We start from the raw sequence: 15,671 nt of genomic DNA, 5'->3' as shown, positions 1-15,671 counted from the left end.
TGAAGGAGACCTATCTAATCACAAGAAATAGATAGGCCTCCTTTATTTTTTAAAGAAGAAGTTAGTTTACTGAACCACCTCTGTCATTATTACATCAAAAGCTAATACTGAATAACCGGGAATCGATCCACTACCATCAGTTCCATACGCAGAACCCCATGGAACATAAACCATCCAGCGTTCTCCAACGCGCATATATTGCAGGAAAGTTCTCCACCCACTTGTCAGTGAAGAAGAGTTGATAGTAAACATAACAGTCCAGTCGAAATCTGTCGGCTCATTCTTTGGAGGATTAGGGATAGCCTGATCTATTGCACTATATCCCGTAAAACTTCCATCAAACTTAGTACCAGTAATCAGTGTACCATAATAATAAACATAAGCCGCTTCTGTAGCCATCGGACGTTGTCCATCCAGATTCTTCACAAGCTTTTTACAATATATATATTCCGGAGTCTGAAGAGTGCTGACAAATTCATTCTTAACATAGAATATTTCGCCTACCTCTACTTTATCCAACTTTTCCAAGTCCATAGGAACATAATTATCTCCCGCAACTACCTTGATAGAATCCAGAAACGCTTGGTTACGCTCCTGCCAGTTCGCATATTTCCCTTCCTCTTCCACTTCTTCGCAAGAGACAAACGCACCTGCCAAAATCAGCAGGAAAGGTAAAAATACTAAGAGTTTTTTATTCATTCAATTATTTTTTATTCTGTATTCTAACTTTCGAATTCCGGTACTTATTGCAACCCTTTCAGCAATGAAGTGATGCTGACACGGTCTGCAATGATGTTATTCAGTTCAGCAATAGCCACGCGTTCCTGTTGCATCGTGTCACGATTACGCAGTGTCACGCAGTTATCTTCCAGAGTTTGGTGGTCAACAGTCACACAGTACGGAGTACCGATGGCATCCTGACGACGGTAACGTTTACCGATACTATCTTTTTCATCATACTGGCAGTGGAAGTGGAACTTCAATGAGTCGATGATCTCACGAGCCTTTTCAGGCAGACCGTCTTTCTTCACCAACGGCATTACGGCCAACTTCACAGGAGCCAGTGCGGCAGGCAATCTCAGCACTACGCGGCTTTCTCCACTTTCCAGTTGTTCTTCGCAATAAGAAGCAGACATGATGCTGAGGAACATACGGTCCACACCGATAGAAGTCTCGATAACATACGGAGTATAACTTTCATTTGTCTCGGGATCGAAGTACTTAATATTCTTACCTGAGAACTTCTCATGCTGAGACAAGTCAAAATTCGTACGGCTATGGATACCTTCCACTTCCTTGAAACCAAACGGCATCAGGAACTCGATATCTGTAGCAGCATTCGCATAGTGAGCCAACTTATCATGATCGTGGTAACGATAGTGGTCATCACCGAATCCCAATGCCTTATGCCATTTCAGGCGAATTTCCTTCCACTTCTTAAACCAGTCCAATTCAGTGCCCGGCTTCACGAAGAACTGCATTTCCATCTGTTCGAACTCACGCATACGGAAAATGAACTGACGAGCCACAATCTCGTTACGGAATGCCTTACCAATCTGTGCAATACCGAAAGGTATCTTCATACGGCCGGTCTTCTGCACATTCAGGTAGTTCACAAAGATACCCTGAGCTGTTTCAGGACGCAGATAAATCTTCATGGCACCATCCGAAGTAGAACCCATTTCTGTAGAGAACATCAGGTTGAACTGACGAACTTCCGTCCAGTTCTTTGTACCGCTGATGGGGCAAACGATTTCTTCATCCACGATAATCTGGCGAAGCTCGTCAAGGTTATTATCATTCAGTGCCTTTGCAAAACGTTCGTGCAATGCGTCACGTTTAGCCTGATGTTCCAGTACGCGACCGTTTGTGCTACGGAACTGTGCTTCATCAAAAGCCTCTCCGAAACGTTTAGCAGCTTTGGCAACTTCTTTATTAATCTTATCGTCGTACTTTGCAAGTTGGTCTTCAATCAATACATCGGCACGATAACGCTTCTTGGAATCACGGTTGTCAATCAAAGGGTCATTGAATGCGTCTACGTGTCCGGAAGCCTTCCAGATGGTGGGGTGCATAAAGATAGCGGAGTCGATGCCGACAATGTTTTCGTGCAGCAACACCATGCTCTGCCACCAGTATTGTTTAATGTTGTTTTTCAGTTCTACACCCATCTGACCGTAGTCATACACTGCTCCCAATCCATCATAGATGTCGCTGGAGGGGAATACGAAACCGTATTCCTTACAGTGTGATACGAGTTTCTTAAAAACGTCTTCTTGTGCCATTTTTTTGTTATATCTATTAATTTTAATCCTGTTCTTTATTAAAAAGCGCCACAAAGATAGGGATTTATATCATAAGTCGGGCAGGTGGGGTATTAATTTATCTTATCGTAACAAACTCTCACTTTGCACTTCCGTCACAATCTGTCCGTCAAACAGATTGATAATGCGGTGGGCATACGAGGCATCATGTCGCGAGTGAGTCATCACTACAAATAATTAAAAAACCTTCATTTGCAGGTTTTCCCGAGAAATTTAGTAATTTTGCGTTCGACTGAAAAATTCAGTGATTATTCAGAATAGATATTCCCGGAACAGATATGAGCGAAGACTTTGAAGCACCAAAAGACGATTTGGAAAACGGACTCCCGGAAGGGAGCGAAGGACATTCGGATTATAAACCCGCTGACGCGAAAGACGTAAAAGCAAAATACCAACTTAGCGGTATGTACCAGAACTGGTTTCTGGATTATGCTTCATACGTTATTCTGGAGCGTGCCGTACCCCACATAAATGATGGTTTGAAGCCTGTGCAGAGACGTATTCTGCACTCCATGAGGCGTTTGGAAGATGGACGTTACAATAAAGTAGCGAACATCGTAGGACATACCATGCAGTTTCACCCGCATGGTGACGCTTCTATCGGGGATGCGCTGGTGCAATTAGGACAGAAAGATTTACTTGTAGACTGTCAGGGAAACTGGGGTAATATACTCACCGGTGACGGTGCTGCTGCTCCCCGTTACATTGAGGCACGCCTGTCGAAATTCGCCCTCGATGTAGTGTTCAATCCCAAAACTACCGAATGGAAACTTTCCTATGACGGACGAAACAAAGAACCGGTAACCCTGCCTGTTAAATTTCCTTTGCTGCTGGCACAAGGAGTAGAGGGTATTGCGGTAGGTCTTTCATCCAAAATACTTCCCCATAACTTCAATGAACTTTGCGATGCATCCATCCACTATCTGCATGAAGAGGAATTCAAACTGTATCCGGATTTCCAGACAGGCGGCAGCATTGATGTTTCTAAATACAATGACGGAGAACGTGGCGGTGCGGTACGCATACGCGCTAAAATTGAAAAGATTGACAATAAGACACTTGCTATCAAAGAAATTCCTTACGGGAAAACGGTAGCCAGTGTTTGCGACTCTATTGTAAAGGCAAGCGAAAAAGGCAAAATCAAGATAAAGAAGGTAGAAGACCTGACATCTGGCAACGTAGAGATATTGGTTCACCTGGCGCCTGGTGTTTCCTCGGACAAGACGATAGATGCCTTGTATGCTTTCACTGATTGCGAAGTAAGCATTTCGCCCAATTGTTGCGTCATCGACGATCAGAAACCTCACTTCCTCACCGTGAGCAATATACTGAGAAAATCAGTAGATAACACCTTATCCCTGCTGCGCCAGGAGTTGGAAATACGCAAAGACGAAATACTGGAAAGTCTGCACTTTGCCTCACTGGAAAAGATCTTCATTGAAGAACGCATTTATAAAGACAAGGAATTTGAACAGGCCAAAAATATGGATGCCGCTTGCGAACACATCGACGAACGTCTGACGCCTTATTATCCACAATTCGTACGCGAAGTAACCAAAGAAGATATCCTCAAATTGATGGAAATAAAGATGGGGCGCATCCTCAAGTTCAACTCCGACAAAGCGGAAGAACTCATTGCCCGCATGAAGGCGGACATAGAGGAAATAGACCATCATCTGGCTAATATCGTGGAATATACGGTAGACTGGTATTTGATGCTGAAAAACAAATATGGCAAGAATTTCCCGCGCCGTACAGAATTGCGCAACTTCGATACCATCGAGGCAAGCAAGGTAGTGGAAGCCAACGAAAAATTATACATCAATCGCGAAGAAGGCTTCATCGGCACAGGTCTGAAGAAAGATGAATTCCTCTCAAACTGTTCCAGCCTCGACGATGTCATTATCTTCTTCCGCGACGGGCGGTATATAGTTACTCCTGTTTCCGACAAGAAATTTGTGGGTAAAAATATTCTTTATGCCAATGTATTCAAGAAAAACGATAAGCGTACCATCTACAATGTGGTTTACCGTGACGGAAAAGAGGGTACACATTATATCAAGCGTTTTGCAGTGACAAGCATTATCCGTGATCGCGAATATGATGTGACGCAAGGCACGCCCGATTCACGCATCATGTACTTCACTGCCAACCCCAACGGTGAAGCGGAAGTCATCAAAGTAACCCTGAAACCCAATCCACGGGTACGACGCATTATCTTCGAAGAAGACTTTAGTGCCGTCGGCATTAAAGGACGCCAGGCAAGAGGAAACATTCTAACCAAGCTTCCGGTACACAAGATCGCCCTGAAACAGCGTGGCGGTTCTACTCTGGGCGGACGAAAAGTCTGGTTCGACCGTGACGTGCTTCGCCTTAACTATGACGGACGAGGCGAATACCTGGGAGAATTCCAAAGTGATGACAGCATCCTGGTGGTACATGACAACGGGGATTTCTACATCACCAACTTCGACCTAAGCAACCACTATGAAGCCAATATCCGTATATTAGAGAAGTTTGACCCGAACAAGATATGGACAGCCGTACTTTATGATGCGGACCAACAAAATTTCCCATATATCAAACGTTTCTGCATGGAGGCAACCAACCGCAAGCAGAACTATCTGGGAGAGAACAAGAACAATCGCCTGATTTTACTGACGGATGAATGCTATCCCCGCCTGGAAATCATATTCGGCGGACACGACAGTTTCCGTGAACCTATGATTATAGAGGCTGATGAATTTATCGCTGTAAAAGGTTTCAAGGCAAAAGGTAAACGTATCACTACGTTCACAATGGAAACTGTCAATGAACTGGAACCTACACGACAGCCGGAGGTTTCGCAGGACACAGAAGATCAGGAGGAAGAAGAGCCGGAAAATCTGGACCCCGATCATGGAAAGAGTGAAGATGATATCCGGGATGAAATAACGGGGCAGATGAAGCTGTTCTAAGTGATTAACGATTAGCGATTAGTGACAAGCAACTATATCAATGAAGTTACATAAGATTGTTGTAATAGTAGGATGCCTGCTTTTGTCAGGTGGAAGTATAAAAGCGCAAAGTGTTGAAGACAAGGCGCTGCAAGAGCTGAGGGCGGACTCTTCTGCAAGGACACGCTTTATAACCCGCGCCACAATGTACGGTGTCGGCTTCACGAATGTATTCGACACCTACCTGTCACCGCAGGAATACAAAGGCGTTGACTTCCGTATTTCCCGCGAAAGTATGCGCATGACGAAGTGGATGAACGGTAATGTATCTCTGCAAAGTTTCTTCCAGGCAGACTTAGGCTATACACACAACCGGGTGGACAACAACAATATGTTCTCCGGTCTGGCAAACTGGAATTACGGATTGCATTATAATTTTCCGATTACTTCTAACTTCAAATTACTTGCCGGAGGACTTATCGACTTAAATGGCGGCTTTGTCTACAATCTGCGCAATGGCAACAACCCGGCACAGGCACGCGCTTACATCAATCTGGATGCATCGGGAATGGCAATATGGGATTTAAGAATCAAAAACTATCCGATTAGTCTGCGCTATCAGGTTAACCTGCCTTTTGCAGGTATTATGTTCTCACCCAACTACGGACAGTCGTACTACGAAATATTTACGTTGGGCAACTGGAACGGGGTAATTAATTTCACTTCCCTACACAACCAGCCATCCCTGCGGCAGATGCTGACTGTTGATTTCCCGGTAGGAAGAGCCAAAATGCGTTTAGCCTATCTCTGGGATGCACAACAATCCAAAGTAAATGATATAAAGACGCATACCTATTCGCATGTGTTTATGGTAGGTTTCGTAAAAGAATTGTTTCTCATTCGTGACAAGAAGAAAAAATAGAGTGATAAAGCGATAACATCGTGATAAGGGGATAGAATAATGGGAATAAAAGAAATATATCATAGTAAGTTTAGATGGCTGGGAGTAGCGCTCATGATACTGCCTTTGCTATCCAGTTGTATCCGGGAGGAAGAGTTCAACAATTCACCACAGGGAAACTTCGAAGCTTTGTGGAAGATCATTGACGAGCAATACTGTTTCCTGGATTACAAACAAATAGACTGGGATGCCATCCACGATAAATACCAACCTCTCATTACATCCAACATGGGTAATGACGGATTGTTCCAATTGCTTGACAGTATGCTGGCGGAACTGAAAGACGGTCATGTGAATCTGTACAGTTCTTCAAATGTGGCCCGTTACTGGGACTGGTATCTGGATTATCCCCGCAACTTCAACGAAGGTATTATCGAACGGCAATATCTCGGAAAGACGTACCGTATCGCTGCCGGCATGAAATATAAGATTCTGGATGACAACATCGGATATATCTATTATGAATCATTCTCCAGTGGTGTCGGTAACGGCAATCTGGATGAAGTCCTTTCTTACCTTGCTCCATGTAGTGGCCTGATTCTGGATGTTCGCAACAATGGTGGCGGAAATCTGACTAATTCAGAGCGTATAGCGGCCCGCTTCACTAATGAGAAAGTGTTGACGGGATATATCCAGCATAAGACGGGAAAGGGACACAGTGACTTCTCTGATCCCAAACCCATTTATTTGGAGCCCTCCAATAGCATCCGTTGGCAAAAACCAGTAATGCTTCTCATCAACCGTCACTCTTATAGCGCAACAAATGATTTCGTAAATGCGATGCGCTATTTTCCTAACGTTACTCTGGTAGGTGACAAAACCGGTGGCGGTTCGGGATTACCTTTCTCTTCAGAGCTTCCGAATGGTTGGGGCGTACGTTTCTCTGCCAGCCCCCACCTGGATGCAGACAAACAACATATCGAATTCGGCATTGATCCGGATGAGAAAGTAGATATGGATGAGAATGATACCAAGAGCGATGCCATTATTGAACGGGCACGGGAACTCTTAAAAGTAGTCCAATAAACACTTTCTATGCCAAACTGTTTGCCAGAAAGAAAAAACTTTCTATCTTTGCCACCGCTTAACAAGAAAGCCACTGCGGGTGTGGCGTAATTGGCAGCCGCGCCAGACTTAGGATCTGGTGCCGAGAGGCGTGTAGGTTCGAGTCCTATCACCCGCACATAGATTTAAAAAAGCCTTCGGAAAACTTAATTCCGAAGGCTTTTTCTTTTCAAAGTCAGAACTATCTTTTCCTTATCTTACCTACTAACTTTTTGATGGAGCCAAAACCTATCGTAGGAGCATGTGCATGGCAAGTATCAAAAACAACAAATTGTCCGGGTTGCACTTCGATAAGTTCACTAATAGGATCGTCAAAAAACTGAATATCTTTTATTGTATCCAACGGAGCTTTCGGAAATTTGCACTCGCTACGCAATTTGTAACCATAGTTTTCAGCTACTGAAACAGGCATCTGTAAATCAAGATAATTATCATGTATTTCAAGCAATGCTTTCTCCTGTTCTTTCATATCACACTCCATTATAATCACCCAAGCATTATCATCATCCAAGATATAAGTACCTGGTTTTACATTGATTAGATCAGTAGTATCTATGAAATGGAAAACTGTTGCAAATGATGGATTCAAGGCTTCCCAGAAGGCTCTGGCTTCAGCGTCAGCATTTTGTACAATCGGTTGCATCAACATCTGTTTTCTTGTACAACTATACACTGTAATAGACACGCAGAGCACAATAAATGCCCTTTGTATAATCAATAAAAGTCTCTGTAACTTCATTTTATAAGATTATTTTCACATTATATTCTAAATACGGGATTCCCAACTGAATCTCGTATTTTAAACTATAATCCCAACGCAGTTAATGGAACACGTGTAATCGCCATATCCTCTTTGCCCACAGAATATAAAGTATACAGCCATCCATTTAATATTATAGAACTGGGATAAGCATAGCCTAAATTTCGCCCTTTGATACCCGCAAATCGATATTTCTTAGGAGCATCAATACGTAAAGCATATACACAATCGAATTTATATCCGTCCTTACTGACTGACACAGTTATCGGATCCCGGTCTAAATATAACGCTTGATCAAAACTATATGCATTTTGGTTGCCTATCAGCAACACAGTCCCGTCTCCTGATGAAATAGCCTGCGCTCTGCTTGGTGAATCCGGAATATCTGTCGGATAAGGAATTCCCCACCCACCTGCTCCATCATTGAAGCTCACATACATTCTATTATCATGTACCGGATTCTGTGAGGTTCCCCAGTCACGTAACATGAGTACCAGCCCTCCATCTTTAGCCCGATAGATAAAACTTTCTATTAGTTTATGACTGTCAATCGCCGTACGCAATACTCCCCATGTGTCTGCCGCCCACCAACTGATTTGATCGTTCTCCCGATACCAATTGCGTAGCCGGATACCTATAGGTGGAGCCGTAGCTGAAGCAAGATCTTGCATGTATACAGGCAATTTTCCACCATCAGGTAAGTTTTCAACCAGGAATGGTTGTCCGAATTCCCCTTTTTCGTTCACAGTACGAGCAATCGGATATACTTTGGCACCATGCACGTAGGTAATGGCATATAGCACATCATCAATAACCGCCCATCTGTCGGGTTTCAGATGAATGCCTTTCTCTGTACGAGGCAAGACCGGACCGGGAGCAGGAAACAATTCTTTTGCCTCCGACCACTTTCCCCACGCATCAGAAGTGGCATATAACACACGTTGCCCGGGAGCATCTTCACCTAAAGGATGATTTCCCCACATTGCATAAAACTTACCTTTATGATTAATCAGACAAGCATAATGATTATAAGCACCATCTTCCCGAGTAGGTGGTTGCCACACTACTGCATGTTCAGCCTTGGATAATACTGGGAATCCCGCACCAGCAGAAAGATCAACAGTTGGCATTTGAGCATTCCACATTGGTACAACCGGTGTCCCCTGCTTAGTAACCTTATTCGTTTTAAAGTTTTTTGTTCCTACTTTCACTTCAATCTCACCTTGATTGTCACCACCCGGAGAGGATTTTTCTGAAGACGTTTGACAACAAATATTGGATAGCTGAATAAAAACGAGCAAGCCAGTTATCGATATTTTTTTTAAATTATCCATAATATTTTTTATTTAGTAGCCAACTGTTTGTTCCAGCTTAGCACCAACATTGCTATCAATAGCTGTCTGCGGAATAGGCCACCACTGGTGAAAATCTTGTATAGAAGTCCGGGTAAGCTCTCGTATACTATATTTCCTTACCCTATCCACTAGTCTCCCCATTCGCACCAATGTTCTGCGGCGAGGTTCCTCAGTAATCAACTCTCTGGCACGTTCATCCAAAATGTAATCTTCCGTTACGTCGGATGCTTGAATCGGTTTTGCTCTGGCACGTTCACGTACCACGTTAATATCCTTAGCTGCATTTTCCAAATCATTCAACCTAAAGTAGGCTTCGGCACGCAACAAATAAGTTTCAGCCAATCGGTACACAATGAAATCCTGATAGGTACGCCCGGACCAAGACGTACTCGTGTTGGTTAATGTACCTATATCTCCCTCAATCTTACGAGGATAAGGATAAACATTTTGCATAGTATCGATTTCTGTTTTTCTTGGTTCTACCAACTGCCCGAAATAGGCTGATTTCGGATTTGTGTAACGGAACTCCCTACGCATATTATGAACCGAATTACGCATATCATTGTCCCAGTTTCCTTTCCAGACATTATATAAGAAATAAGGCGTAGGACGTACTTGTCCGGTCCCTCTTCCCATACTATCAACGACAATCATACCTGACTTTCCGGCAGGATCAGTAAGTCTTTCATACCAAGGTCCCCAATTTCTCAAACGATTATTGCCATTACTACCGCCTTGTCCACCTAATGTCATGTCCTCAAACTGCCATACATAAATGGACTCTAAATTACCGGCATCACGATTCTGATTACCGTCTTTGAACATATCAGAGAAGGGATCTCCCGGCTCATTCATTTTGGTACCAAAACGTTCATCCATCAACTTATATAAACCGGAATTTATAACTTTATTAGCACTTTCTACAGCTAACTGATACTCTCCAAGACTAATATAAACTTCAGTCAACAGATGATCAGCAGCAGCTTTCACAATCCGGCCTTGCTTTTTCACCGTTGCAGGTAGCCATTTAGAAGCATATTCCAGATCAGCACGCGCAGACTGGAGGACCTCTTCACGGGTATTTCGCACAAAATCAGTTTTGGGACTAACATAAATGGTATCTATAATAGGTACTCCCCCATACAGATTAGCCAACATATTATGCGTATAAGCCCTGAAAAACTTAGCTTCGGCAATCATTGCATTCTTTTTTTCTTCACTACTCCATATATCAGCCAACTCCGGTTTACTGGCATATGCAATGATGGTATTAGCTATAGGAAACATACTCTCGTAAGCCCAATCCCACACATATTTAGTCACGGTACTAGTTGGAGTAAGCAGGGTATTATAATTATTACTGGAAGCTGAATTATTGCCAAACGACGCTATGTCTGTTGATGCACTCATTATATAAAAATAGCGGGAGGCATCACGAGCAGCCATCTCATCACGGGCAGCCTTATGCATAGCAGTCATATAGGCTTCAAAACCTATTTCGGAGGTCAAGACTCCTTCTGTACTATAATTAGAAAGAGGCACTTCATTAAGAAAATCCGAACTGCATGATTGGCCGGTAACTATTAACAGTGCGGCACACAGTATTTTACTTGTTAGATTGACGAGTGTTCTCATTTTTTTCTTGTATTAGTATTTTCAATATTACTCAAATAAATTAGTATTAAAAGCCTAACTTAAATCCTAATGTATATGTACGGGCAATAGGATATCTTTCTGATGAGATTGATTCAGGATTAGTACCCAGCCAATCTGTAAATGTCAGTAAGTTCTTTCCACTCAAGAATACACTGAGATTAGATAAACGATACTTAGTCAGGAATTTCTGAGGGAAACGGTAGGACAATGACACTTCCTGTACACGAATGAAACTGCGGTCGGAATACCAATTATGCCCAAGTACGCTTCTTCTATATTCAAGTGAAGGACGGGAATTTGATTTATTTTCCGGAGTCCACCATCCCCCATCATACATATTAACAGGACGGACAGGATCCAGACTATTGTTATAGAAATCCAAATCATTGAATGTTCCAATCCAACCTTGCATTGCATTGATGAAGATGGACAAATCAAAATTCTTATAACTGAAATTATTAGTAATACCCCAACGGTACTTAGGCTGGCTACCCTGCCCAATAATTGTACGGTCATGTTCAGCTTCAACCTTACCATCATCATTCAAATCTTTGAATCGTGCATAGCCAGATGCATATCCTGCAGGGAGTTCATCTCCCTCCTGATAAATACCATCAAATACATAATCATAATATACATTAATAGGCTTCCCTATGAACCACCTGTTGCCAATGTCATCATCTTCTTTACCATCCCCGTTAGCATCTTCACCATACAAACTTACAATTTTATTCTTGTTATGTGAGAATACAAAACTTGTACTCCACTCAAAATCTTTATTATGGATGTTCACTGTATTCAAAGTTAATTCAATACCTTTATTATTTACCTCTCCTAAGTTCGTCCATATAGATGAATATCCTGTCATTACAGGAATAGACCGCTCTACCAACAAATCGCGCGTATCCATATTATAAAGCTCAACCGTACCACCGATTCGCTTATTGAACAGTTCAAAATCTAATGCAATATTAGCTGTATAGGTTGTTTCCCATTTTAAATCCGTATTGGCAATTCTAGACGGATAAATGCCCAATGCTGACTCTTCGCCAAACACATAACGGCTGGTGGTTGCCAAACTTAATGACTGATAAGGTGAAATAGCCTGATTACCTACAGCACCGTATGACACTCTCAATTTCAGCAAGTCCAGAAATGCCGCATTATCCAGAAAGTCTTCCTCAGAAACTATCCATGCAAAAGCCGCAGACGGGAATGTTGCATATTTATGATTAGCCGCAAAAACAGAACTACCATCCCTTCGGGCTGTCAAGGTGAACAAATACTTATTCATGAGTCTATAGTTTAACCTTGCCATAGAAGAGATACCGGAAACTTTCTTAGCCGAGGAAGTTGTTTCTTGTAACCCGCCAACACCAAGATTATTCCATCCAAATGTGTCAAACTCTAATTGATCTGCACTTGCTGTGGTACTTTCTTCGTTACTTCGGTTTGCACCATACATTAAAGTTACATCAAATGCATGTTTTTCACCCAATTGGAATTTATAGTCTAAAATATTTTCAACAACCCAATCGCGCGACATCCAGTTGCGCTTGGAAGCTGATGAAGTATTTGCATCAACATATACATCATTCTTTGTAGAGTTATAATCACGAATCCAACGATAGTTCATTGAGTAGTTTATCCGGTATGTAAGACCCTTAACCCATGGAATATTAACTATTGAATAAAAATTTGCGAATAAATTATTCCGGTAATAATCTTTCTGAGAAAGGCTATTACTCCTCACAGGATTTTCAGAAACGCCTTGGTCTTCGGGTACAGTATATTGTGTGGGTGACCCATCTTCACGATACCACGTGCCGTATGGACTTTGTCTCTTGGCCAGATTGACCGATGCAGGTACACCTGACTGGTCGTTTTGAGAAAACATAGTACTGGTACCGATGCTCAACCAATCAGTAATCTTGCTTTCCAAATTCACTCTAAAGGACATTCGGGTCAGGTTGTCATCAAGTATCAATCCTTTTTCTTGCGCCATAGAGGCAGAAATATAATAGTTAGTATTCTTGGACTTTCCTGACATACTTGCATCCACTGATAAAAGCTGCCCCTGTTGAGAAATCAAATCCAACGGATCAATAGTATGGCCATTTCGATAGTTTTCGGCCTCCGTTAAAGTCAGATATGTAGAAACATCATTCGGATCATATGGGATTCCCCTAAGCCGTCGAATTTCCATTGATTTTTCCAGATAACGTTCCGGGGTCAACAACTTCAATTTAGAAGCCCAATCCGACAAGCCATAAAATGCACTTACATTAATATTAGGCTTCTCTGTTTTACCTTTTTTAGAAGTGATAAGGATTACTCCATTCGCGGCACGAGAACCATAAATTGCAGCTGAACTGGCATCTTTGAGTACTTCCATAGATTCAATATCGTTCGGATTGATATCAATCATACTTCCATTAAAATAAATGCCATCCAGAATAATCAACGGATCGTTTCCACCACTCAACGAACGAGGACCACGCACCAGGATACTACCGTTCTGCCCCGGACGCCCATTATCTGTAAACTGAACTCCAGCCACCTGACCACGTAATGCCTGAGTAACATTAGTATTCGGACGGCTTTCCATATCGCTCATATTCACTTTACTTACAGAGCCAGTCACATTACGCCGACTTTGGCTTCCATAGCCAACCACTACAACTTCCTCCAAAAGGCCTGCATCTTCCTTTAAAACTATTTTAAAGGAATTCTTTCCTGCAACTTTTATTTCTTGCGGTAAAAAGCCAATAAATGATATCTGAAGCATTGCATTATCTTCTACAATCAGTTTGAAATGCCCATCCACATCTGTAACCGAACCATTAATAGTGCCTTTCTCTACTACATTTGCTCCGATAATAGCTTCTCCCCGCTCATCAGTGACTGTTCCGGTAATTTGCTTCTTTTGCTGAGTTGCAGCACTATTTCCAGGCACCTCAATATGCATCTCCGCTTGTGTGCCACTATAGGCATAAGCACCTATTGTCAAACTATTATAAACAGCCAACAATAAGAAAATGGAGCTCGATTTTATAATTAGCCATAAAAAATCATACGACTTTGCTGGTTTATTCATATCTTTACGTGTTTTTGATAGATTAAAATTTAGTATACAATTTGTTTGCGAGACAAAGGATACGTTAATTAATTAAAAACATTCTACAAAGTCGTGATGCTGCAGTGCAGCACCATGACTTTTTTTCTTATCTATACATCTCTCATAGGCATACATGTATTATAATTCAACTTCATTAATAACTCCCATTTCGTTACTGAACCGAGAACTTTTCATAATATCAATTTATTCAGCAACTATCTGCACCTTTACTTTTTCATTTTATTTTTTTTGCGTGCAGCAATATTAGCAGCTGATTTCTTTACTCTGCCGGGCTTACTAATACGCATTCCCAAATCGCCACGTTCTGAAATTATTTTTCCTTCTAAAATATCCTCTTCTGTAAAACGTGCCATGAGTACATCGCCTTCACGAGTACGCTGATGGTCATACGAAATATAAATATATCCGTCTGGTGTCTGGAACCCTGTGGGATATGAAACTCCGGAACGTTCATCAAGCAGTAAATTACCCGACCAGGTTTTGCCATCATCTGTAGAAATAAAAGCACGAAGATGAGAACGAGACTTAAGTTGCTCATCAGGCATACCATGACGTACAAGCAAGAGATTGCCTGACTTAAGTCGTAAAATAAAATGGCGTGAATTGACATGCTCCTGATATTTTTCGGGCTCTGTCCAAGTGAATCCCTTATCAGTAGAATAACTTTGCCAGATACCTACGCCTGTACGTGCCGTCATCCACCAACTACCATCTTTTTTCTCTATTGTCAGATGTTCATCAAAACTGGGAGAGGGATATTTCACCATTCCACGGAATTCCCATGTTGTTCCCTGATCTGTTGATACCATAACGTGAGCACCACGTTTAGCATCTAATTCCGGATGTGCACCCTTCAAAGGATTCTCCTTCCACCCCTTTTCTAACAATATGTCCATGCGACTACGAGGCCAGATACTTACAGGAAGTACCCACTCACCACTACTCATCACTGTCGGTTTTTGGAGTGTACAACCAATACCTAAATAAACAGGTTCTGACCATACAGGATTCTCAGAATCCGGATTTTCGCATAGCGTATACCAGTTACCGGAACGTCCGTCATAGTAAGTCATTGCCTGGTCGAAAAAGAGCCAAAGGCGTCCCAGCGGATCTGTCCATAATTGGCCTACAATAGTTCTGCGTTTAAGAGGCAGTGATTCATCATGAGGATCAATAACTACTTTTGTCTTTGTCCACTTTTTGCCCTCATCATCACTCCAAGCCAGCACAAAAAAAGCATTCGCATTATCTCCGCCACCAACCCAGCAAGCCCAGATACGTCCGCCCGGCGTACGTTCTATTCCTATAGTCATACCATAATCCAAATTCTTGGCATTATATTTTTTACCAGGATTGGTATTAACCAGCGGCGGTATCATAGCCAAACTGTCTGAAATGCGTATAAGCTCTTGGTTTTGCGCGACTACAGTATGAGTGGCACAAAATATGAAAAACATTGTGTACAAAATATTAAG

Annotated in this window: 10 protein-coding genes, 1 tRNA gene and 1 pseudogene; 4 read left to right on the top strand and 8 right to left on the bottom strand. The window is 42.2% G+C overall.

Annotated features, from left to right (window positions below; all coding sequences use genetic code 11):
- Positions 1–66: 66 nt before the first annotated feature.
- From DW182_RS09370 to DW182_RS09360, 3 genes and pseudogenes are all read right to left on the bottom strand, one after another.
- Positions 67–699 (bottom strand): FKBP-type peptidyl-prolyl cis-trans isomerase, encoded by a 633-nt coding sequence (locus tag DW182_RS09370; RefSeq protein ID WP_007660622.1) that lies wholly within the window; start codon positions 697–699, stop codon positions 67–69.
- Positions 700–743: 44 nt separating this feature from the next.
- The gene (locus DW182_RS09365) at positions 744–2,285 is read right to left on the bottom strand and encodes a glycine--tRNA ligase (protein WP_118295332.1); all 1,542 of its coding nucleotides are present in this window, start codon (positions 2,283–2,285) and stop codon (positions 744–746) included.
- A 102-nt stretch (positions 2,286–2,387) separates the two neighbouring features.
- Positions 2,388–2,495: pseudogene (locus tag DW182_RS09360) on the bottom strand (ABC transporter ATP-binding protein); the annotation flags it as partial.
- 107 nt (positions 2,496–2,602) lie between these two features.
- Here DW182_RS09360 and DW182_RS09355 point away from each other — a divergent pair.
- From DW182_RS09355 to DW182_RS09340, 4 genes are all read left to right on the top strand, one after another.
- Positions 2,603–5,281 (top strand): DNA gyrase/topoisomerase IV subunit A, encoded by a 2,679-nt coding sequence (locus tag DW182_RS09355; protein WP_007216982.1) that lies wholly within the window; start codon positions 2,603–2,605, stop codon positions 5,279–5,281.
- A 40-nt stretch (positions 5,282–5,321) separates the two neighbouring features.
- Positions 5,322–6,182, top strand: a complete 861-nt coding sequence (locus tag DW182_RS09350; RefSeq protein ID WP_034753200.1) for a DUF3316 domain-containing protein — start codon at positions 5,322–5,324, stop codon at positions 6,180–6,182.
- A gap of 39 nt (positions 6,183–6,221) precedes the next feature.
- The gene (locus DW182_RS09345) at positions 6,222–7,247 is read left to right on the top strand and encodes a S41 family peptidase (RefSeq protein ID WP_118216836.1); all 1,026 of its coding nucleotides are present in this window, start codon (positions 6,222–6,224) and stop codon (positions 7,245–7,247) included.
- Between the two features lie 75 nt (positions 7,248–7,322).
- Positions 7,323–7,404: transfer RNA gene (locus tag DW182_RS09340), tRNA-Leu, on the top strand.
- Between the two features lie 63 nt (positions 7,405–7,467).
- Here the strand turns inward: DW182_RS09340 and DW182_RS09335 are convergent.
- From DW182_RS09335 to DW182_RS09315, 5 genes are all read right to left on the bottom strand, one after another.
- The gene (locus tag DW182_RS09335; protein ID WP_199678570.1) at positions 7,468–7,935 is read right to left on the bottom strand and encodes a YhcH/YjgK/YiaL family protein; all 468 of its coding nucleotides are present in this window, start codon (positions 7,933–7,935) and stop codon (positions 7,468–7,470) included.
- A gap of 155 nt (positions 7,936–8,090) precedes the next feature.
- On the bottom strand, positions 8,091–9,380 hold the full coding sequence (locus DW182_RS09330) for an exo-alpha-sialidase (protein ID WP_118216834.1): 1,290 nt from the start codon (positions 9,378–9,380) through the stop codon (positions 8,091–8,093).
- Positions 9,381–9,392: 12 nt separating this feature from the next.
- Positions 9,393–11,036, bottom strand: a complete 1,644-nt coding sequence (locus DW182_RS09325; RefSeq protein WP_118295331.1) for a RagB/SusD family nutrient uptake outer membrane protein — start codon at positions 11,034–11,036, stop codon at positions 9,393–9,395.
- Between the two features lie 46 nt (positions 11,037–11,082).
- Positions 11,083–14,154 (bottom strand): TonB-dependent receptor, encoded by a 3,072-nt coding sequence (locus DW182_RS09320; protein WP_118295330.1) that lies wholly within the window; start codon positions 14,152–14,154, stop codon positions 11,083–11,085.
- A 248-nt stretch (positions 14,155–14,402) separates the two neighbouring features.
- Complete coding sequence (locus DW182_RS09315; protein ID WP_199678569.1) at positions 14,403–15,575, bottom strand: sialidase family protein; 1,173 nt, start codon at positions 15,573–15,575, stop codon at positions 14,403–14,405.
- Positions 15,576–15,671: the final 96 nt, after the last annotated feature.

It is taken from the genome of Bacteroides sp. AM16-24 (assembly GCF_003471885.1).
Classification (GTDB): Bacteria; Bacteroidota; Bacteroidia; order Bacteroidales; family Bacteroidaceae; genus Bacteroides.
This window is presented reverse-complemented; position numbering and strand designations above follow the sequence as displayed.

Coding starts and splice junctions, on each gene's coding strand:
- DW182_RS09335 (WP_199678570.1), bottom strand. CDS start 7,935: ATGTTGATGCAACCGATTGTACAAAATGCTGACGCTGAAGCCAGAGCC.
- DW182_RS09315 (WP_199678569.1), bottom strand. CDS start 15,575: ATGATACCGCCGCTGGTTAATACCAATCCTGGTAAAAAATATAATGCC.
- DW182_RS09320 (WP_118295330.1), bottom strand. CDS start 14,154: ATGAATAAACCAGCAAAGTCGTATGATTTTTTATGGCTAATTATAAAA.
- DW182_RS09370 (WP_007660622.1), bottom strand. CDS start 699: ATGAATAAAAAACTCTTAGTATTTTTACCTTTCCTGCTGATTTTGGCA.
- DW182_RS09355 (WP_007216982.1), top strand. CDS start 2,603: ATGAGCGAAGACTTTGAAGCACCAAAAGACGATTTGGAAAACGGACTC.
- DW182_RS09330 (WP_118216834.1), bottom strand. CDS start 9,380: ATGGATAATTTAAAAAAAATATCGATAACTGGCTTGCTCGTTTTTATT.
- DW182_RS09345 (WP_118216836.1), top strand. CDS start 6,222: ATGGGAATAAAAGAAATATATCATAGTAAGTTTAGATGGCTGGGAGTA.
- DW182_RS09325 (WP_118295331.1), bottom strand. CDS start 11,036: ATGAGAACACTCGTCAATCTAACAAGTAAAATACTGTGTGCCGCACTG.
- DW182_RS09365 (WP_118295332.1), bottom strand. CDS start 2,285: ATGGCACAAGAAGACGTTTTTAAGAAACTCGTATCACACTGTAAGGAA.
- DW182_RS09350 (WP_034753200.1), top strand. CDS start 5,322: ATGAAGTTACATAAGATTGTTGTAATAGTAGGATGCCTGCTTTTGTCA.